At 40.1% G+C, this 19,991-nt stretch carries 14 protein-coding genes; 5 read left to right on the forward strand and 9 right to left on the reverse strand.

Going from position 1 to position 19,991, the window contains the following annotated elements; all coding sequences use genetic code 11:
• Positions 1-9: 9 nt before the first annotated feature.
• Both bsdcttw_RS20120 and bsdcttw_RS20125 read right to left on the reverse strand, forming a co-directional pair.
• Positions 10-1,767 carry an extracellular solute-binding protein gene (locus bsdcttw_RS20120; protein ID WP_185256585.1) on the reverse strand — a complete coding sequence of 586 codons (1,758 nt, stop codon included), beginning with the start codon at positions 1,765-1,767 and terminating at the stop codon, positions 10-12.
• Between the two features lie 98 nt (positions 1,768-1,865).
• Entirely contained in the window at positions 1,866-2,831 is a 966-nt protein-coding gene (locus bsdcttw_RS20125) for an ArsR/SmtB family transcription factor (RefSeq protein WP_185256586.1), read from the reverse strand.
• A gap of 538 nt (positions 2,832-3,369) precedes the next feature.
• Between bsdcttw_RS20125 and bsdcttw_RS20130 the strand changes: the two genes are divergently transcribed.
• From bsdcttw_RS20130 to bsdcttw_RS20145, 4 genes are all read left to right on the forward strand, one after another.
• On the forward strand, positions 3,370-4,767 hold the full coding sequence (locus bsdcttw_RS20130; RefSeq protein ID WP_185256587.1) for a glycoside hydrolase family 43 protein: 1,398 nt from the start codon (positions 3,370-3,372) through the stop codon (positions 4,765-4,767).
• Between the two features lie 34 nt (positions 4,768-4,801).
• On the forward strand, positions 4,802-6,616 hold the full coding sequence (locus tag bsdcttw_RS20135) for a glycoside hydrolase family 2 protein (RefSeq protein ID WP_185256588.1): 1,815 nt from the start codon (positions 4,802-4,804) through the stop codon (positions 6,614-6,616).
• Positions 6,617-6,753: 137 nt separating this feature from the next.
• A complete protein-coding gene (locus bsdcttw_RS20140; RefSeq protein WP_185256589.1) occupies positions 6,754-8,136 on the forward strand; it encodes a glycoside hydrolase family 43 protein in 1,383 nt (460 codons plus the stop codon).
• 98 nt (positions 8,137-8,234) lie between these two features.
• The gene (locus tag bsdcttw_RS20145) at positions 8,235-9,404 is read left to right on the forward strand and encodes an amidohydrolase (RefSeq protein WP_185256590.1); all 1,170 of its coding nucleotides are present in this window, start codon (positions 8,235-8,237) and stop codon (positions 9,402-9,404) included.
• A 120-nt stretch (positions 9,405-9,524) separates the two neighbouring features.
• On the opposite strand, the gene bsdcttw_RS20150 is transcribed toward bsdcttw_RS20145, so the two are convergent.
• The 4 genes from bsdcttw_RS20150 to bsdcttw_RS20165 form a co-directional block, all read right to left on the reverse strand.
• A complete protein-coding gene (locus bsdcttw_RS20150; RefSeq protein WP_185256591.1) occupies positions 9,525-10,280 on the reverse strand; it encodes an alpha/beta fold hydrolase in 756 nt (251 codons plus the stop codon).
• Entirely contained in the window at positions 10,280-10,717 is a 438-nt protein-coding gene (locus tag bsdcttw_RS20155; RefSeq protein ID WP_185256592.1) for a pyridoxamine 5'-phosphate oxidase family protein, read from the reverse strand. Before bsdcttw_RS20155 ends, bsdcttw_RS20150 begins: the two co-directional genes overlap by 1 nt.
• 88 nt (positions 10,718-10,805) lie before the next feature.
• A complete protein-coding gene (locus bsdcttw_RS20160) occupies positions 10,806-11,231 on the reverse strand; it encodes a MarR family transcriptional regulator (RefSeq protein WP_185259895.1) in 426 nt (141 codons plus the stop codon).
• A 131-nt stretch (positions 11,232-11,362) separates the two neighbouring features.
• A complete protein-coding gene (locus tag bsdcttw_RS20165) occupies positions 11,363-13,324 on the reverse strand; it encodes a glycoside hydrolase family 127 protein (RefSeq protein WP_185256593.1) in 1,962 nt (653 codons plus the stop codon).
• Positions 13,325-13,463: 139 nt separating this feature from the next.
• Here bsdcttw_RS20165 and bsdcttw_RS20170 point away from each other — a divergent pair, with 139 nt between their 5' ends.
• Positions 13,464-14,423 (forward strand): helix-turn-helix transcriptional regulator, encoded by a 960-nt coding sequence (locus bsdcttw_RS20170; RefSeq protein ID WP_185256594.1) that lies wholly within the window; start codon positions 13,464-13,466, stop codon positions 14,421-14,423.
• A 62-nt stretch (positions 14,424-14,485) separates the two neighbouring features.
• On the opposite strand, the gene bsdcttw_RS20175 is transcribed toward bsdcttw_RS20170, so the two are convergent.
• From bsdcttw_RS20175 to bsdcttw_RS20185, 3 genes are all read right to left on the reverse strand, one after another.
• Positions 14,486-15,805 (reverse strand): glycoside hydrolase family 30 protein, encoded by a 1,320-nt coding sequence (locus tag bsdcttw_RS20175; RefSeq protein ID WP_185256595.1) that lies wholly within the window; start codon positions 15,803-15,805, stop codon positions 14,486-14,488.
• Between the two features lie 14 nt (positions 15,806-15,819).
• On the reverse strand, positions 15,820-17,475 hold the full coding sequence (locus bsdcttw_RS20180) for an extracellular solute-binding protein (protein WP_185256596.1): 1,656 nt from the start codon (positions 17,473-17,475) through the stop codon (positions 15,820-15,822).
• Positions 17,476-17,567: 92 nt separating this feature from the next.
• A complete protein-coding gene (locus bsdcttw_RS20185) occupies positions 17,568-19,895 on the reverse strand; it encodes a helix-turn-helix domain-containing protein (protein ID WP_185256597.1) in 2,328 nt (775 codons plus the stop codon).
• Positions 19,896-19,991 lie beyond the last annotated feature (96 nt).

Consider the following 19,991-nt stretch of genomic DNA (forward strand, 5'->3'; position numbering starts at 1 on the left):
CTTTTCGTCTTATCTTGCATTATAGCGATCCAGGGCTGTCTGCCATAACTGAACAAATTCATCAAGCCCCTGTGTCTTTGCTTTTTGGAGGAATTCATCATATGCACTTACAGGTAACTGACCCATTACAATTTTAGCAAAATACTCATTTCTTAAAGTTGAAAGAATCGTACCAAGCTCGCCTTCTCTTGAACTCTCATCAGCGGTAAAACTTACAGGAGGCATGGTCATGGAATCATCGGTATTCGAAGTCCAGTATTCACGAATCTTACCTGAATAACTTCCCTTTGCTGTAATTAAAGGATTGGAGTTATGCTCGTCACGGATATTAGCAAAAGAGTGTATACGATATTTCCAAATCAAGTTGGATAACGGCTGTCCATCCGGGTCATTATACATAAGACCGTCCTCCGGGAAATAAGGCAATCCCTTATCGTTAATTAAATGAACATCTCCGTAAGAACCATAATTGTAGATTTCCCAGCCTTTCTTTGTAAATGCAAAATCAAGGAATGCAGTGGCTGCTTCTACGTTGTCACACTGAGTAGTAATAGCTGCAATAGTACCGGTGGATTTAAAGTTTTTATAGGTCTGCTGAGGTTTATCCCCTTTATTTAATACGGGATTTAACGCTCCTACGAAATCAATGTTATTGTCCTGTTTCCAGTATCCCCACATAGTATCAGGTGAATCCATCATAACCGCACAGTCAGGAGAAGCCGCTTCTGCCATTCTCTGATTAAAGTCAGCAGTAGCCCAGTCTTTATTAAAGAGTCCTTCCTTATTCCACTGCTGCATCATTGTCAGATAATCTTTGGCTCCAGCTGCTGCAGGTCCCCAGGCTGCCTTACCATCTTTGTCAACATACATCCAATCCCAAACATTATATGCACCGTTTAAAATTCCGGTAAAAATCTGTCCATATGTAGAACCATAGTTTAAAGGCTGATCATAGCCTGCCTTTTTACAAGCTAACAGGAAGTTATGCCATTCGTCAATTGTTTCAGGCACTGCAAGTCCGGTTTTATCTAATGCTTCCTGTTTAATTAACATACCAAACCAGCACCATTCATTATAAGGAGCCAAGCCATATACAGCACCTATGGTTCCATCATCCAGTACGGAAGTAACACGTCTTTCCTCATCTGAATTACGCCAAGCATTGTAGTTAGGCATGTCTTTTTCAATAATATCGTTTAATTTCATATAAGCACCATCTGCAACACCTGCTGCAATACCGCCGGTATATCTTCCGGCATCTACGATAATATCAGGAAGTTCTCCTGAGGCTATCATAAGATTAAAATTCGTTGTCTCTTCTCCAAGGGGCGGTACGATAAAATTAATCTTAATGCCGGTTAACTTCTCCACCTGCGCAAATGTCTTCTGGTTATTCAGGTCATCGCATACGGAAGCCAGAATAGAATTGGAAGGCATCCAGACATCCAGAGTTGCATCCATCGGATAGGCTGAATAATCATTTGGTATCTTTGTATCAAAAACATCTCCCAGATAACTGTCCTCCAGTGTATCATTTACCATGGCTTTTTCTTCGTCGGTGGGAGCAGTATTCCCGGCGATACCGGCAGCCAATGGGTTTGCCTCAGCTGTAGCCGTAGGTTCTGCCTCTTTTGTTGCTTCTGCACCGGAATTATTGCTTGTATTTTTATTTACAGCAGTATTCTTGCTGCTGCATCCTGAAAGCATTGTAAATAGGAATATAACAACTAATAAACAGCTAAGCAGTTTCTTATGCCTTACCTTCATAATAAAATTACCTCCTCTGATTTTCAATGAACTTACTCTTCGTTAAAATCCAAATCACCTAGGACAGAAGCTTTCTGTCTTATAGGCCTTGTCTTGCCTTAGGGTTCCACTTCCTCGTCTTCACTGCTGTCCATCTGGACACTCATAACGATACCCTGGGCAAAATCCCCAAATTTTTCTCCGAACAAATTCATTCCCCCAAGATTTTTAGCATCAGGCTTTACACCGATTTTAAAGCTGATAAAAAAGTCATCGCAGATACCAAGAGTATCTATGGTCTCGTCAGACGTCTTTAACAGATCATCAAAACAGCCCTGGCCATTAATCGTAACAGTCTTTAAAATCCCATATTGTGTCATGGTATCACTCCACCATTCCGGATTTAAATGCCCTCTTCTGCCTCCAAAATCTCCTTTGGAATAAATCGTCGCAATCTCCCTCTCATTAACCCACACGGTTATATCGGAAGGCCAGTCATTCTGATATCCTGGTGCTTCCGAGCAGACTTCAAAAGAAAAGGACAATTCTTTTACCTTGCTCTTCTTCAACATATAGTTCGGAAAACGGTATTCCAGATATCCTGACATAAACCAGATGAGCTGAGCTTCATGTCTGTTCTGAGCATAGAAACCATATGGGGAGTCTTCCACCCCAAGATAAGAACGTTCGCTGATAATACCGCAGTTCTCATTGATCATACAATTATAATAATTACCGATTCCCATGGGAAAGTGATATACTTTAATGTTATCCCTGTCCATCTTATGACGGAACGCATTAAAGTATATATCTTCAAATGCGATTCCGCATACCTTCTGCGCCCCTCTTACTCCCGGTTGCTCTGTTGCCGTTATCATACCGGCTTCTTCTAACACCTTCACATGTAATGCTGCAGATGATAACGGAATTTGAAAAGTACTAGCAATTTCACTGATATTTACTGACTTGTCTATTAGAAGCTGTAAGATATCAAGTCTTATATCAGATGAAAGTGCCTTTCCCACCAGTACAATCTTTTCTTTGTTATCAAAGTCAAGAGCAATCCTTTTCTTCTTGATCTTCAAATAAACTCCTCCTTTCTTGATTATTACATTATTCATGTAATTTAACGTCTCTCATGTTTTTAATATAACACTCTTATATCATATAGTCAATGCATTTATTACAATTTTTATGTTACATTTATATTATTCATTATCACTTATATAATTGGATTGTTTTTCTATGTTTTCATGTTTTTATTATTAAAAGGTAATACTGCACAAATTATTTTCTATTTATTTGGTAATATTTTGTATGGTAATCTAGTTGATTTTATTGTAAGTTTATTTATGACAAGCTCCACAGAAAATACTGTATTAGCTTTATTACAGTTTTTTTGTTGTAATTTACGTCTTTCTCATAAGATAAACCTACAATTCTGTTGGAGCTTGTAAAATTGCCAAGATAATTTAAGTTTGTGTCTGCGCTGCAACCACAAACTAGAGGTAAACAGCAGCGTAGAAATGAGGTAAGTACTGCAATATGAAGAAACTATGCAGAAAGCCTGTCCGCTTTCTGACTCTTTGTGCAATAACCTTTTTATTAGGAGGATGCAATCATATGAAATCTTACACGACATTGGATCTAAGCCAGGAAACAAATAATCATTTTTATAAAAATGACCTGGGAATTACCCAAATCGGCGATCCATTTATCTTAAAAGCTTCCGACAATACATATTATTTATACTGTACTTCAGCTGCCAACGGGTATTATTGCTGGAAATCCAAAGACCTTGTCAATTGGTCCGGTAAAAAAATGTGCTATATCAAAAAATCAGATGCCTGGTGTGTTGATAGCTTTTGGGCTCCTGAAGTAGTAGAATATAAGAATAAATACTATATGTATTATTCTGCCAGAAGTACCGAAGGAAGCCTGCGTATTGGTATAGCTACATCCGACAAGCCGGAGGGTCCCTTTGAGGATGTTAAAAACAAGCCGCTTTTTGATTTCGGCTATGCTGCTATTGATGCCAATGTTCTGATAGATGATGACGGTTCGAAGTATCTCTATTTCTCTAGAGACTGTTCTGAAAATGACATTGGCGGTATTAACAAGAGTGAAATTTATGGAGTTCGTCTTAATGAAGATATGCTATCCTTAAAAGGTGAGCCTGAACTTCTGCTTACTCCTACTCAAAAATGGGAAAAATCCTCCGTAAATCCCCTATGGAACGAAGGACCTGAAGTCATTAAGCATAACAATATCTATTATCTGTCCTATTCAGCCAATTGTTATGCCAGTTCCTCCTACTCTGTAGGCTATGCCACCAGCTCTTCTCCATTAGGGCCTTTTGAAAAATCAGAAAAAAATCCAATTCTGACCTCCGGTACCTCCACAACCATATCAGGTCCAGGACACCACAGCTTTACCGTTTCTCCTGATGGTACAGAGATTTGGATGGCATATCATACACATACCGATCCAAAGACCGGCGGAGGTAATCGCAAGTTAAATATCGACAGAGTTCTCTTTACAGATAAGGGTGAGCTCTATGTTAACGGACCCACCCTTTGTTATTTACCCATCCCTTCGGACGGTTCCTATACCAATCTTGCAAAGGAAGCTCATATCAGCTCCAATGTAAGCACCCCCCATCTGCTGACAGATGGTATCTTCACCCTGCATCAAAAGAATTCCATCTATGACAGTACCATACCGATATCAGGTGAAGAAGCAACTGCAACAATTACCCTGGAATTTAAGGAACCGGTAAAAGTATCCGATATCCTTGTCTACAAAGGAGTTACAAAAGGTCAGGAATTCCAGAAGGTCAAAGCAATCCTTGATGACCATTATCAGACAGAAGAATATACTATGGCTGAAGATACGGATGAGCGTGCCGCTATCTTAAGCTTTAAGGAACAAACCGTCAAAAAGGTTCAGTTGATACTTACACCAAAAAATCCAACAAAGAACCTTTCTCTGTCGGAAATCATGCTCTTAAGACAGAATTAATTGACAATCATTTATACCTTAGGAGGTTTTATTTATGCTGCGTACCGAATACCCACGTCCCCAATTTGTCCGGGAGGAATGGCAATGCCTGAACGGAACCTGGGATTTTGATTTTGATGACGGCGATGAAGCAGATAGCTGTCATTGGGAGAAAGATAACCATTCCTTATCCAGACGAATAGAGGTTCCCTTCTGCTTTGAAAGTGAGCTTAGCGGAATTAAGGATACTTCCATCCACAACAAATGCTTTTATAAGCGCACTTTTACCCTGCCGTCTGAATGGGAGGGGAAGAATATACTGCTGCACTTTGGTGCGGTGGACTACCGCTGTAAGGTTTATATTGATGAAGCTTTATGCGGTGAACATGAAGGAGGCAGTTCTGCCTTTTCTTTTGATATAACCCACTGCCTGAAGAAATCCGTTACGGAGCATAGTCTTTCTGTCTTCGCAGAGGACCCTGCCACTGATGAGACCATCCCTAGAGGAAAGCAGTTCTGGGAAGAAAAAAGCGCCGGCATCTGGTATACCAGGACCTCCGGCATCTGGCAGACAGTATGGCTAGAACCTGTCGACCCCGTAAATATAACCAGACTTAAGATGACCCCTGATTTTGACCAGGATATCCTTAACCTTGAATGCACTTTTAGTAAGCTCGTTCCCAATATGTCCTTAGAGGTAACAATTTTCTTTAAAGAAGAGCTTATTTGCAAGGATACCTATTCCGTTAGCAGTAATACCATATTTAAAAGGAGCATCCATCTGGCCGGAGATAAAATATTTCACACCAACAGCCATAGTGCCAGCCGCTCCTGGACCCCGGAAAATCCTGCTCTTTATGACATCCGTTTAACCTTAGTCTCTGATAAAGGAATTCACGACTGTGTTAGCAGCTATTTCGGTATGCGTAAGATACATATCGAGAACGGAATGGTGTACTTAAATAACTATCCCTATTATCTTAAGCTGGTACTTGATCAGGGTTACTGGCCCGAAGGTATTCTGACAGCTCCCAATGACGAAGCTTTCCAATATGATATTAAAATCATGAAAGAAATGGGCTTTAACGGCTGCAGAAAGCATCAGAAAACAGAGGATCCAAGATTTTTATACTGGTCTGACAAATTAGGATATCTGGTGTGGGAAGAAATTGCTGCTGCCTGCCTTTTTACTGATAAATCCGTTATGCGCTATATCAGAGAATGGATGGAAGTTGTGGAAAGAGATTATAACCATCCTTCTATCGTTGCCTGGGTACCCTTTAATGAAAGCTGGGCAGTCCCAGGTATCGGCCGCAACACCCTTCAGCAGGATTACACCGTTTCTCTGTACCATATGCTAAAGGCATTGGACCCTACAAGGCTGGTAGTCAATAATGACGGCTGGGAACAGACCAAAACGGATATCTGTGCCATTCATAACTATTCCCATGGAACACCAAGGGAGCCCGGTAAACAAGATACCTTTAAGAGATTTACATCAGATCTTAACCTTTTACTCTCTCCCTACTCAGCAGGAAGAAATATCTTTGCTCCTCCATACAAGTATGAGGGTCAGCCAATTCTTATAACTGAATGCGGCGGAATTCATTATAACAATTCCGAACAAGGCAGCTGGGGTTATACCAATGCAGACAGCGAAGAAGATTTCTTACAGCAATATGGCTTTGTTATTGATAATATCATGCAGTCGGATTATATATACGGATTTTGTTATACCCAGTTATCGGATGTAGAACAGGAAACCAACGGTCTCCTTACCTATAAAAGAGAGCCCAAGTGTGCTCCCGAGAAAATAAAAGCGATTAACAACCAATACCGTCACAATATTGCTATTATACCAGAAAAGTAAACAATTATTCTTACCTGAAAAATCAAGATTTTTCAGGTAAGAAATCATAATATGATTCTAGAATAATCATAAGTATTCTTCTAGAATCATTTGCTTATATGGAATCTATTATAAAACAGAAATCAGGAGGCTTGTCTATGAACTGGATAGTTATAAAGGAAGAAAATATTGATGGAACAAACTTCACACTTCAGGCAGAAGGAGAAGTTTCTGCCTTAGAAGATTGGTGGGGTATTCAGTTTTTAGCAGATTCTGCTTCACCAGATACATCGGGCTATCTCTTTCGTTTAACAGGAGAAGGCTGTAGCGAACTTCTTCTGCTATCCGAAAAAACAGAAGCACATATCCTTCAAAGGAGAAAAACCGGTTCGATTATACCGGACCATCCTTACCGAATTACCATTGAGAAAAAGGACAATATTTTCACTGGTTTTCTTGAGGATGCTTTAAGAGCTTCCTCTGCTTCTCTTTGGCCTTTATTCGAACTCCCGCTGCCAGCTGTATCCGGCAACCTTGCTGCGCTGGTTATTGCTCCACATACAGAAGCTCCGGGAAAGAACGAGAAACCATTGTGCCATAATTTTCATATTTGTTCTCTTCCTTGCTCTGAGCCTGCTATGCCATCGGTTCCCCAATACCAGAATCCAATATTAAACGGTTATGCAGACCCCGATATTCTATTCTACCAGGGAACTTACTACCTGTATGCAACTTCATCCACTATGCCCGTGGGATTCGAAGCCTACCAATCAAAAGATTTAGTGAACTGGGAATACAGCGGCAGAATTATGGAAGAAGCCTGGGGTCAGAAACGGTGGTATTGGGCCCCCGGAATTATTGAAAAAGGCGGTAAATTTTATCTGCTGGCCTCCGTTAACGAGCACCTTGGCATCGCCGTCAGCACTTCCCCGGTGGGGCCCTTTATACCGGAACCGGATTACCTTTTTGATAAAAGTATTGATGGTCATTTTTTCCTGGACGAGGATGGCTCTCTTTATATTTACTACGTTTCCTGGAGGGAGGGCAAGACCTACGCCATATATGCCATGAAAATGGAAGATGATTGTGTAACCCCCATTCTGAGGACAGAAACACTGGTTATAAAAGCTGATGAAGAATGGGAACAGCAGCAAGCTCCGGTGGCAGAAGCCCCTTATGTCATAAAACACAGGGGTAAATATTACCTAACCTATTCCGGCAGTCATTTTGAAAGTAAAGGCTATGCTGTTGGTTATGCCGTTTCGGATAGTCCTCTCGGCCCCTTTGTAAAATATGAGGGCAACCCAATCCTCTCCCACCATTACCTGGCTCACGGCCCCGGACACCATTGCCTCGTGAAGGCACCCCTTAGCGAAGATATCTTCATTATATACCATACCCATCATAACACCGAAGCCGTCCAACCGCGAAATATCTGTATCGACCGTATCCGTTTTGTTCCGGAGGAAGGAAAAGAAGACAGATTAGAGGTATATGGTCCCACCGTCACACCTCAGCCTTATCCTTTTCCTATTAATTAGTATCAGTAACAAAATAACCTCTAATTCGTCCAGAATTTGACTTCTCCGCCAAAAAGGATTACTATACTACAGAAGAATAAACCTGGAGGAAAAACATTATGGAAGCTTTGTTAGTTAAAGGCGGTCTGGTACATGATGCCGTTCACGAAATTCCCTACATAGCAGACATCTTAGCCATAGATGGGAAAATTAAATTAATACAACCGGATATACTTCCTGAAGAAGGCATGGAGGTAATTGATGCCACAGGCTTATGGGTATACCCGGGTCTGGTAGATGCCCATTCCCATATCGGCCTGGATGGCTACGGAATCGGCTTTGAAGGACAAGATTACAATGAGATGAATGATATCTTAACACCCCATCTGAGGGCCATTGATGGTATCAATCCTATGGATCCGACCTTTATGCAAGCGGTTTTAGGGGGTGTAACAACTGCAGCAACAGGCCCTGGAAGTTCTAATGTATTAGGAGGGACCTTTACAGCCATCAAGCTGCATGGCTCCAGAGTCGACAAGATGGTGATCAAAGAAAAGATAGCTATGAAATGTGCTTTCGGTGAGAATCCTAAAAGGGTATACAAAGACAAAAACAACTATTCCCGTATGTCTACTGCCGCAAAGCTTAGAGAAACTCTTTATCAGGCAAAGGAATATCTGGAGAAGTTAAATTCCGCCGGCGATGACCTAAGTAAAAGGCCGGCTTTTAATATGAAACTGGAAGCTCTTATTCCGGTACTTAACCGCGAAATCCCATTAAAAGCTCATGCGCACAGAGCAGATGATATCTTTACTGCAATCCGCATCGCAAAGGAATTCAACCTGAAACTTACTTTGGAGCACTGCACGGAAGGACACCTGATTGTAGAGGAATTGGCAAAGGAGGATTATCCTGTTGCTGTTGGCCCCTCCTTTGGACATGCCACTAAGTTCGAATTGAAGAATAAGACTTTTACTACCCCTGGTATTCTGGCAAAAGCAGGACTATCAGTATCCATTATTACCGATAGCCCTGTAACTCCTCAGCAATATCTCTCCCTTTGTGCCGGGTTGGCAGTGAAATCAGGCATGGAACCTTTTGATGCCTTAAAATCTATTACCATCAATCCTGCTAAGCACATAGGTATCGAGGATAGAGTAGGTTCTCTTGAGTCCGGTAAAGATGCAGATATTGTACTTACAAATGGCAATATTATGGATTCCCTGACCAATGTAGTGAAAGTTTTTATAGACGGAAAGATAATAAAAACCGATAACTGCGGTCTGTAATCTCATTCCTGAATAAGCTTAATAAAGCTACCGAATAGCAGCACCTGCTATTCGGTAGCTTTATGTAAGGCTGTATTAGCTTCCTGTACTCTTATAATGTCTTATGCTAAACCGTTCCTGTTATCCCATCATCACTTTATCCAAAAAACTACCAATCCGTTCATTAACTTCCTTTACTTTTTCTGTGGGCATATGAGGTCTGTGACCGCATTCAGGGACAATCCATACTTCACTATTTTCTACTTTTCTTTGCAGGTTAAGGAGTCTTTCTTTTGTTGCATAGGTATCAAGTTCTCCTGCAAGGAAGAAACTCGGCATTTTTAGCTTTTCAAAATCTTCCTCTGACAGACATGGATACATCCTCCAGTCTCTGACACTCTGTTCCATATGATGTCTCCAGTCTCCTTCGGTAGCCTCCCAATTCCTGACTCTGATTCTCTCAATAAAATCAGTCTCATTTCTTCGAAGCAGTTCCTCTGGTTCATAAGCTTCTGACCCAGTACCATCAGGTACTCCACCGCACCCTATAGTTATCATACTTTTAACCAGCTCCGGGTATTTTGAAGCAAGATGGAGAGCTACACCTCCGCCCAGGCTGTAACCGATTAAATGCACCTGATGAAGCCCCATGTTTCTAATAAAAGCTGCCATATCATCTGCAATCACCGCTGTATCCCAGTCTTTGTTTTCTGCTGTCGTTCTGCCATGGCCTCTAAAATCCGGCAGAAGAAGCCTGTATTTATTACAAAATGGCTGAATCTGCCCGGAAAAAGCAATAATTCCCCTGCTGTAACCACTGTGTAAAAAAAGGATTGTTTCTCCTATTCCGATATCTTCATAAAATACATTACAATCTCTGGCATTACAGTATGGCATTACCTATACTCCTTTACTTCTTCCGTTAAGAAGAGATGCTTCTTTAAGCCATGATAGTAGTTTCCTTTCACTGCCCTAAATTCCAGAATAGTGTAATCCGGATCAGTTGGTCCAAGGGGGTAGTATACTTCATCCCCTGCTTTCCAAAAGGCTTTTTTGAGTTCTTCCTCTCCATGAACAATCATTTCACCAATAAACATTACTCCATGAAATCCTACCGCATCCAGAAAATAAATAGAAGCCTTGGGATTCTTCTCCCATTGCCCTACTCGGATGGAAGAAGTATTGGTTGAGAACCAGAAAGTATCCAATCCTTCATTTTTTAATCGAAACATTGTTTTTGCATTGGGATATCCCTCTTCATCCACGGAACAGCATATTGCGTCCCTGCTGCTTTCTACTAATTTAATTACACTTTCTGCCACTTCTCTCTCCATTTGTACTTCCTCCGATTCTTTTCTTTTTTACCATTACTTCATTAATAGTTATGCAGCGAATCAATTAACCACTAAATTTATGCCTCTTTCATTCTTCCAGGTTTTGAATAAGACGCCTTAACATTTCCTCAAACTGTTCTATCTCTTCCTCCGAAAACCTTTTATAAAACAATTCATTCATTTCAAGGGACACACGGTCATACTCTTCCTTGTAATTCCTTGCCTTGTCCGTAATAGATATTATTATCTGCCTGCGGTTATTTTGATCTGCTCTTCGCTCTACTAATCCGCTCTCTTCCATTCTGTCAAGCATACTGGTAAGAGATGTCTTGGCCAGGGATGTAAGATGCCCGATTTCAGAAATCGTAAGCTTTTCTTTTTCCCATAATACATAAAGGATTCTTCCCTGTGCCCCATTAAAGGCATCAATACCGCTCTCCTTTAGCATTCTTTCAAACACTCTGCCTTGCAGCTGTTTGATTTGTGAAATAAGAAATCCTCCATAGGTTTTTATTACCAATCACCTCCATACCATGTAGTATAGTCCTATATAGTACTAATTGTCAAGAATATTTTTCCAACTAAACTGCCTGAAAAAAGCTGGTGATTTAGCATTTTATATTGCCTCCACCAGCTTATTATCGATTATTTATGATTCATCCATACCAGCATTTCCCCTTTATCTCTGTTACCCCATAGGAAATATGGTATTGCCTTAATCTCTGTTTTCTCTTCTTCTGCCTTAAATGGCCGATAGAGTGAGTGGTTCCACTCTTTATCGCTTATTCGGAAGCCCTGTCCGGTTATGGATAATGCACCTTTCATTAGCCCCGCTTCCTCTTTAAGTTCAAAACCTGTACCGATCTCAAGGGATAAAGCTGATAGATTCGGACCATTATCTGTCTCTTCCAGACAATAGACCAGTGGTCCACGCATAATCGAGACCTTTCCGGCATTGGCACGCACTTCTGGGTGTGACTGTATGATTTCAACCGGCATTTCCATTTGAAGCACTACCTCATCTCCGTCGCACCAGTTTCTGTGGATAGAAAGAAAACCGTTCTCTAGTTGTCCTGCTTCTGCTGTCATAGCTTCTCCATTTACCGAGACTTGATATTTTCTGCACCAACTTGGAATTCTTAATTTAAGAGTGTATTCCATCTCTTTGTTTAGGCCAAGCTTTATCCTTACACCCCCATCCCAAGGATATCCAGTGTTCTGTTCAAGAATTATCTTACTTCCTCCTGCCTCTATCTCTGCCTTACTGGGTATATACAAATGTGCATATATGGTATCCTCGCTATAGGTATAGATATATTGCCTTAATGACATTAAGAGTCTGGCCAGATTAGGGGGGCAGCAGGCACAGCCATACCATTTCTGCCTTACCGGTGCAACATGCTTTCTCTCCGGATTCTTTTCGCTGGCTTTCGGCCATACTTCCATAGGATTTACATAAAAGAAGCTCTTACCGTCAAATCCCATCCCACTGATAATAGAATTGTACAGGGCTCTTTCCATGATGTCTCCGTAACTTCCATTCTCTTCTAACAGAGTCATCCTATGTGCAAACAAAAATAATCCGATTGAGGCACAGGTCTCCTGATAAACAGTGTCATTGGGCAGATCATAATCAAAAGTAAAGGCTTCGCCAGAATGAGTCGAACCAATTCCACCGGTTATATACATTTGCTTTGTAACAATATTGTTCCACAGAGCTTTACAGGCCTTCTTAAGGCTTTCATCTTTCGTCAGTGCCGCAATATCAGCCATTCCCGAGTATAAGTAGACTGCCCTGACCGCATGGCCTATGGCCTCTGTCTGCTCTCTTACAGGTATATGAGCCTGATTATATGAAACCTCCGGCTGTCTATGATCGGAGGGATTCCAGAAAGAGGACTTTCCTCTCTTCTCCCATTCGAGTAAAAAGAAATTAGGTTCTTTCCCTCTCTCATCGATAAAGTACTTGGACAAATTCAGGTATTTTTCCTCTCCCGTTGCTTTATACAACTTTACCAAAGCGAGCTCAATTTCTTCATGCCCGTCGTAACCGTGAATCTTTCCTTCTTCTGTTCCAAACACACTGTTGATGTGATCCGCAAAGCGGCACATGACATCTAAAAGCTTTCTTTTTCCCGTAGCATTATAATATGCCACCGCTGCTTCCATCATATGGCCGGCACAATATAATTCATGGCAATCCATCAGATTTGTCCATTTTTCCTTTGGACGCTTTAAGGTAAAGAAAGTATTCAAATAGCCATCTTCCTGCTGAGCCTTTTCGATATATTCAATAACTTCATCTGCCTGTTTCTCAAGCTCCGGGTCGGGAGCAGCAGACAAGCTGTATCCAACTGCTTCCAGCCATTTGGCAACATCACTGTCTTGAAATACCAGTCCACCGAATTCTCCTTCTTCAAGCCCAGCTGCTACTTTAAAGTTGTGAATGGCATAACTCTTTTCTGCTTCCGGTATTCTGTCATTCAAGGCTTCCCATTGGTAAGGGATAACTACCCTTTGCACAAGTTCCTGGTATTCTCTGAAAAATCCTTCCTTTAACTCAACCTTCTCCAATCCCACAGTACGGTATTGATTCATATTATCCATATATTGACCTCCTCCAAGTTTAATCTTTTTAAATCAAACAATTTGCTTTGCAGCTACGCTTAAGCTATAATATGAGTATGCCACATTTATTCTAATTTGTCGGTAGCCTAATCAAACAAAAGGTGGAAGATATTGACCTATGTATTACTTAAAAGCAAACATTACATCCCCTGTCTGCTTTATCTCGGCAGGACATTTTACAGCAGAATCCCGCTGGATACATTCTGAAAGAATCATTGAAGATTATGAGATTATTATCAACTTAAAGAATCCTATCTTTATCCAGCAGGAGGAGGTTCAATACACCCTTAACTCCGGTGATTCCCTGCTGCTCCTGCCAGGCTTAACCCACAAAGGATTTGACTATTCTGATAAAGGAGCCTCCTTTTATTGGTTTCACTTTACTGCCGGCAGACAGGTTATGCCCTGTAAACAGGAAGCTGCTATCAGACAAGATTATAACTTAGAGAATACTGACTGTACCTGGGAAGTAATCCAATCTGGGGAAGCTGAGAATGTGATATCTCTTATTAATAATAATAATTTCCTTGACGATTTCTCTTCCTATTGTCTGCTGCCAACCCTTATGAGAAGTGTGAACCTTGACCGGGTAAGTATCTTATTTCACCAGCTGCTTCACCTGCAGTCTTCTCATTATTATACGGAGCAGGCAACCAGATATTTGCTGACCTCCCTTCTGATAGAGTTGGCACAGCAGAATATCCTTCAATTTAAATCCAAGCACGACTCTGAACATTCCCTTGATAAACTACCCAAAATCCTGGAATGGATAAGAATTCATTCTATGAAAAGAATCTCCCTCTCTGATGTCGCCCATGAATTTAATTATTCAAAGGAATATCTGGCAAGGTATTTTAAGAAGCATATGGGTATGAGCATGCAGCAGTACATCTATAATTTAAAGCTCTCAAAAGCCAAAGAACTTCTATGCGAATCTGATAAAACAATCGGCGAAATTGCAGAAACTCTTGGTTTTTTAGATGAAAAATACTTCATGAAGCTATTTAAAAAAATGGAGGACACTACCCCTAAGCAGTATAGAAATGCTTACAACCGGACTCATATGAATACGAATTAAACTTAAGTATACAAATAAAAGAGAAGTTATTACCCAACAGGATAATAACTTCTCTGCTTTTTTTATTTCCAACAAGCTGTTACGATGGAATGTGCACTGGTTTCAATGGCACAAGTTTTTCCTTCCACCATAATTTCAAAACTTTGTGCTTCATCTGTCTTATTCAAAACAACGACAACAACTTCTCCATCCGGATTTACAAAGCCACAGCAATCTAATTTGTCCGTATATCTGGAAACCAGAATTCTCTTGGCACCGGGTTTTACAAATCTGCTGAAATGCCCAATATAGTAAAAAGATAGCTTAACATCAACTGTATCCTTTGTTGTATCGCACATAACAGGTGCATCACAGAAATTACCTACATGATTCGGTCCACCGTTTTCATCGAGAATAAGATTCCAATCAATGTATCCGTTCATTCCTGCGTTTAAGTTTCCGATGATGTCATGGGCATACATCTCAGCATTCTGGGACTGTCCGGCAGCGGCGAACCTGGAGTACTCCACACAGCCTTCTGTAAAGATGAGCTCTTTATCCGGATACTTATCACGAATGCATTGGAGTGCTTCAAAATGGTCTCCGGTATACCAATGAAAGGCTATACCAGAAATATCTTTTAACGCCTGCTCATCAGAAAAAGTCTCTTCGCAGCGTTCAACAATCAGATCCTTATTATGATCCCAGCAGTTAATTCTGACATCGGTAAGTCCTGCACCATCAAGCTTTTTCCTTAAATGGTCACAGGCGAATTTTCTTTCCTCCTCACCTGTAAACTGACAGGAATCCCATGTCTGTACTGCATTAGGTTCATTCTGTATGGTTACACGTTTAATAACAATACCTTCATTTGCATAAGCCTGTATGTATTTTACAAAGATGCCTGCCCATGCATCATAATATTCTTCTATTAATTTACCGCCATGATTCATTTCCTTGTTTGTCTTCATAAAGGGCGGTGGACTCCAGGGAGAAGCCAGGAATTCTATATCTTTGTTTAACTTTAAAGCTTCCTTGATAAAAGGTATTTGATACTTAAAATCCCCTTCAATTGTAAAGGTTGCAAGTTCTGTATCATTTTCTTCTACATAAGAACGGTTACCCAAGGAAAAATCACAGCTTTGGATATGCGTTCTGCAAAAATTATATCCATTTCCATTTTTTCCAAAATATAGATCTAAAAGTTTGGTTTTATTCTCTTCGCTCATCTTGCTCCAGGTATATGCGGAAGCTTCCGTGAAAGCCCCTCCAAATCCCAGGATTTCCTGTCTTTTTTCCTTTGGATATACCTTTAGAAGTTTAAATTCTTTGGATGGTGAATATATAAATTCCCCTTCTTTTTCTTCAAACCTAACCTCAGCATTGGTTGTAAAAATCTTCATGCCAAATCCCCTTTCTAATGCTCACTATTAAAGCGGTCCAGAGCCTGCTGTGTTATCTCAACGGCTCGGTCTAAATTCATCTTTTTTAACTCGTTGATATAGCTGTCCCATTCAGTATTTATATTCGAGGCACCGATAATAAAGTTTATGTTCATACTGTTCATATACTTTGTAAGATCTGTTACTATCTTGCTGCGCTCTTTTGATTCCTCTCCTGTGTACGTAAGGCTGCTGGGCAATATGTAGGAATCATCCCCTTTGCTCCAGACATCATAAGCTTTCAGATCCTGCTTTGGTACTGCACTGAGCTCTCGTGTCCAATCATATAATCCTCCCAGCCTGTTAGGCGGCAGTAGATACAGGGCCTGAGCCTGCCCCATGCTATACTTTGGATTTCTTGCTATCTTATCCGTAACCTGTGGTTTTCCTGCGGAATCATAGGTAAAGGTATCATTTTTGGTACCGTAATTAGCCAGAAGTGAACCATCCTGTGTATAAAGGTAATTCAGTAATTTCATTGCTATCTCGGGATATTTGCACTTTGCAGAAATGGTGACAGGATTTCCGATACTGCAGTCCTCTCTTCGTATATGCAGTTTATCGCCAGGTTTCACTACAGGAGATGCAACAGGTATCACATCCATGCCGGGAACTGCCTGTTCATACTGGGACATCATAATATACATGGCATTCCAAGCCCCTGTCTGTCCATTCTCTACCATGGACTTATCAACCTGCCACTCGCCGTTTATCATGAAATCATGATCAATTAATCCTTTTTTATACCAACTGTTAAGTAAAGTTAAATAATCCTTCCAACCTTCCTCGGCAGGACCATAGACCACTTTTCCATTAACCTGCATAAAATCTTCATAGACACCAAACCCTGCACTCAATGCATGGGAATATTCAAGATATCCATTATTCCCAATGCTGATAGGCGCATAAGCTCCCTTCTTGCTCTTAAACAAAGTCAGCATCTTCTCCCAGTCATCATAGGTTACCGGCTCGTTAAGACCCAGTTCATCCAACCAGTCCTTTCTTACCTGCAAGCCCATCCAGGGTCCCTGTTTTTCTGTATAGAGACCGTAACAGGCAACTACTCTTCCAGAACCGGTAGTGGTACTTTTTATCGTATAAGTATCCCGATTTCGCAAAGTATTGTAATCCTTCAGATAAGTGTCCAGATAAGGTGTCAGATCCAGGTAACAGCCATCATCCACAGCAGCATCCAATCCCTCCGGATAAGCATAGTTGTAGTGGGAGATGATGTCGGTAAAATTATCCGAGGCAATCATGGAATAATAAGCATCGCTTTCCTCTCCGATTTCAGGAATTACAAATTCCAGATGAACTCCAGTCCGTTTCTCCAGCTCCTGAAAGAACATATTGCTATTATAATCATTAAGAATTCCTTTTAGATTGCTGTCGAGTCCCACAAATACTGTTAATGTAATCGGTTTATCCGTAAGCGGCATCACAGTGTTGCTGCCAGCGCCGCTTTCATTACCGGTTACTTCCCTGCCTCCCGTTTTCTCCTTTGCAGCACAGCCAAAAAGTACAGATGCGGTTAACATCAGGATTAACAATATACTGATAACCCTTTTCACTTCTTTCATGGTATCCTCCAAGTGTGCTACCCATTTAGCATCTGCGAAATGTTTTTGCACACTAGCTTCCCTGACATGTATTATTATAGTTAACTTCCCCCGTAATTAGAAAGGGGCAACATTTGTTATTCGTTTTTAAAATTATACTTATCTTATGCTAACTCCACAATTTGCTTTTCAAAATTGCTTTTATACTGGCCCGGTGTGATTCCTTCATATTTTTTAAAGATACGAATCAGTGATTTGGAATCCAGATAACCGATTGATTCGGCTGCTTCTCTTACACTTTCGCCAAGCAAAAGTCTTCTCTTACATTCTTCAATACGCCTGATATGTATCATATCTGTAATACCATATCCGGTATAGCTCTTAAAAGTTCGTCCCACATAGGATAAGTTCATATTAAGTTTATCTGCCAGAATGGATACATTTAAATTAGGGTCAGAATAATTATCATCTACAAAGTCTATAATTTCCTGTACCCAATTAGGATACTCATTGGTCAGACACTTTTTCAGATGATCTGTAATCTCTCTGAAGATATCGTTCATGATATGTCTGGCGGATTCGATGGAATTGGCTTTTAACATTCTCTCCATGGGATTCAGCTTCTTAAAGTATTCACCGTCACTTCTTCCAACGATATCACTCAGACAGCTGTATACCGTATTAATCAGCGCAAACATCCTGCATTTATTGATATCCATGCAATGGATATCTTTGATAAACATTTCATCCAATATCTGATTTAAAAATTCAGTAGCCTGTTCATACTCTTTGGATACGATCATATTGTAGAGCTTCTTCTGCTTTTCCATCAGCTGACTGTCATAATTATATACCGTATCATATTCCATATTGGTTTCTTCATAAAATGCAAAGGCATCATAATCTTTTCCCCAGAATGACTGGAAGGACAATACCTGTGCGGCTTCGTTATAAGCCTTTGAAAAAGCCTCGCATTCCTTATGAATCTTACTTGCACCAATGTTAACCTTTAAATTCAGCAGCTTTTTATAAATTGAAAGGCATTTTCTGATATCAAAGGAAAGTGAGCCATTTGCAAGAATTTCATCGGTGATGTTTAGTACGCAAAGATGCATTCCATCAATGTCACTAAAGAATCCCGCATACTTTGAGAGAATATTTTCCTCAAATATATTCTTTACCACGAATTTTAATAATTTAAAGGTATTCTCTTTTTCTGATTCACTTATCCCTGAAAACAGATTACATTCCATAATGTCGGCATAGGTTATTGCCATTGTAATATATGGCTTTTTAAGACTGACTCCCGTATTGGATAGGATGGTTTCTTCCAGGATGGATTCATCATTGTTCCAACCCTTGATATAGCCGTTAACTACCTGGTTAAACAATGCATCTTTTGCCTGGTTGCAGGAATTGCTTAAAGTCTGATTCTCCAGATATAGATTCTCGATGTAATTCTCTATATTATCAAAATTAATATCCCTTGCTGCTTTTTTGTTCTTTTTCAGGGCAGTAAACAATCTGGAAATAGGTTTATAATTCTTCACGGAATAATACCAGGCAAGAATAAAGGCTAATCCTATCATTACCATAATCTGAAGAACAATACCAAATATCAGGTTGTTCATTTCTTTCATATAATGACTTTTAGGTATAGTAATACAGTATTTAAAGTCATAATAATCAGATGCTACATAGGAATTAACATATTTAGTGCTTCCAATACGCTTTTCGATCAGCTTACTTTCATTGCTGTAATCATTATAGGATATGGCATCTTCTGAGACGCTTGCTTTATTGTCACCTAGTATCTGATTCCCTTTATTGATCCAGTAAATCTTTCCTTCCTTCATGGTAGCAATGCCTGCGGCAATGTTCTTCCAGGGCACTACTGTTACGATGGTGGCCAGTTTATCTTTATAATTATAACTGTAGACATTCTGCAGAAAGAGAATACTGCTGTTTCCGTCTTTATCTTTAATAATTTTATAACCCTTATAGTCAGGTGTATCAATAGCTGTTAGCATCTCACCTTTGGTTAGTTGGTAATTGTTCGCAAAAATATAATTTATCTCAGATGGATACAGCTTTGTATTAGTTATAATACTGTCACTGGAATAAAGATACACAAATATCTCGCTGCAAAAATTGATACTGCTCTTTATGGTGTTCATTTCATCTTTGAACTTTGCGGCCTCCAGCAAACTGCCGGCGGAAAAGCCTTTTATCGTAATTAACTCTTTTAATTTATCATTCTCTGCCAGCATATTGCCTGTCTTGACTACTGTCTCCAGATTATCGTCAAATCCATTTTTCAGCTGGGACAACGTGGAGGACTGGGATGTGTGGATATCATCCAGAACAACCCTGCCGTAATTAAAGTATACAAACAAGGAAATTAAAATAGGGAGTATTCCTATTACCAAATATGAAATTAAGTAAGAGTAAAATATCTTATCTCTTGTTTTGAAATGAAATAATTTCTTCATCCTTTTCTCCCTTCAAGACATGTTGTGTATTGCTCGTAAACAACAATAACTGTATTAGTTTTATTTAAAGATTTATAGAAACGTTTCTAATAAATA

It is taken from the genome of Anaerocolumna chitinilytica, from assembly GCF_014218355.1.
GTDB lineage: Bacteria > Bacillota > Clostridia > Lachnospirales > Lachnospiraceae > Anaerocolumna > Anaerocolumna chitinilytica.

What these genes read in the sequence shown, in the direction of transcription:
- bsdcttw_RS20120 (WP_185256585.1), bottom strand. Translation starts at nt 1,767, where the DNA reads ATGAAGGTAAGGCATAAGAAACTGCTTAGCTGTTTATTAGTTGTTATA.
- bsdcttw_RS20150 (WP_185256591.1), bottom strand. Translation starts at nt 10,280, where the DNA reads ATGCCATACTGTAATGCCAGAGATTGTAATGTATTTTATGAAGATATC.
- bsdcttw_RS20145 (WP_185256590.1), top strand. Translation starts at nt 8,235, where the DNA reads ATGGAAGCTTTGTTAGTTAAAGGCGGTCTGGTACATGATGCCGTTCAC.
- bsdcttw_RS20130 (WP_185256587.1), top strand. Translation starts at nt 3,370, where the DNA reads ATGAAATCTTACACGACATTGGATCTAAGCCAGGAAACAAATAATCAT.
- bsdcttw_RS20175 (WP_185256595.1), bottom strand. Translation starts at nt 15,805, where the DNA reads ATGAAGATTTTTACAACCAATGCTGAGGTTAGGTTTGAAGAAAAAGAA.
- bsdcttw_RS20140 (WP_185256589.1), top strand. Translation starts at nt 6,754, where the DNA reads ATGAACTGGATAGTTATAAAGGAAGAAAATATTGATGGAACAAACTTC.
- bsdcttw_RS20185 (WP_185256597.1), bottom strand. Translation starts at nt 19,895, where the DNA reads ATGAAGAAATTATTTCATTTCAAAACAAGAGATAAGATATTTTACTCT.
- bsdcttw_RS20170 (WP_185256594.1), top strand. Translation starts at nt 13,464, where the DNA reads ATGTATTACTTAAAAGCAAACATTACATCCCCTGTCTGCTTTATCTCG.
- bsdcttw_RS20155 (WP_185256592.1), bottom strand. Translation starts at nt 10,717, where the DNA reads ATGGAGAGAGAAGTGGCAGAAAGTGTAATTAAATTAGTAGAAAGCAGC.
- bsdcttw_RS20165 (WP_185256593.1), bottom strand. Translation starts at nt 13,324, where the DNA reads ATGGATAATATGAATCAATACCGTACTGTGGGATTGGAGAAGGTTGAG.
- bsdcttw_RS20135 (WP_185256588.1), top strand. Translation starts at nt 4,802, where the DNA reads ATGCTGCGTACCGAATACCCACGTCCCCAATTTGTCCGGGAGGAATGG.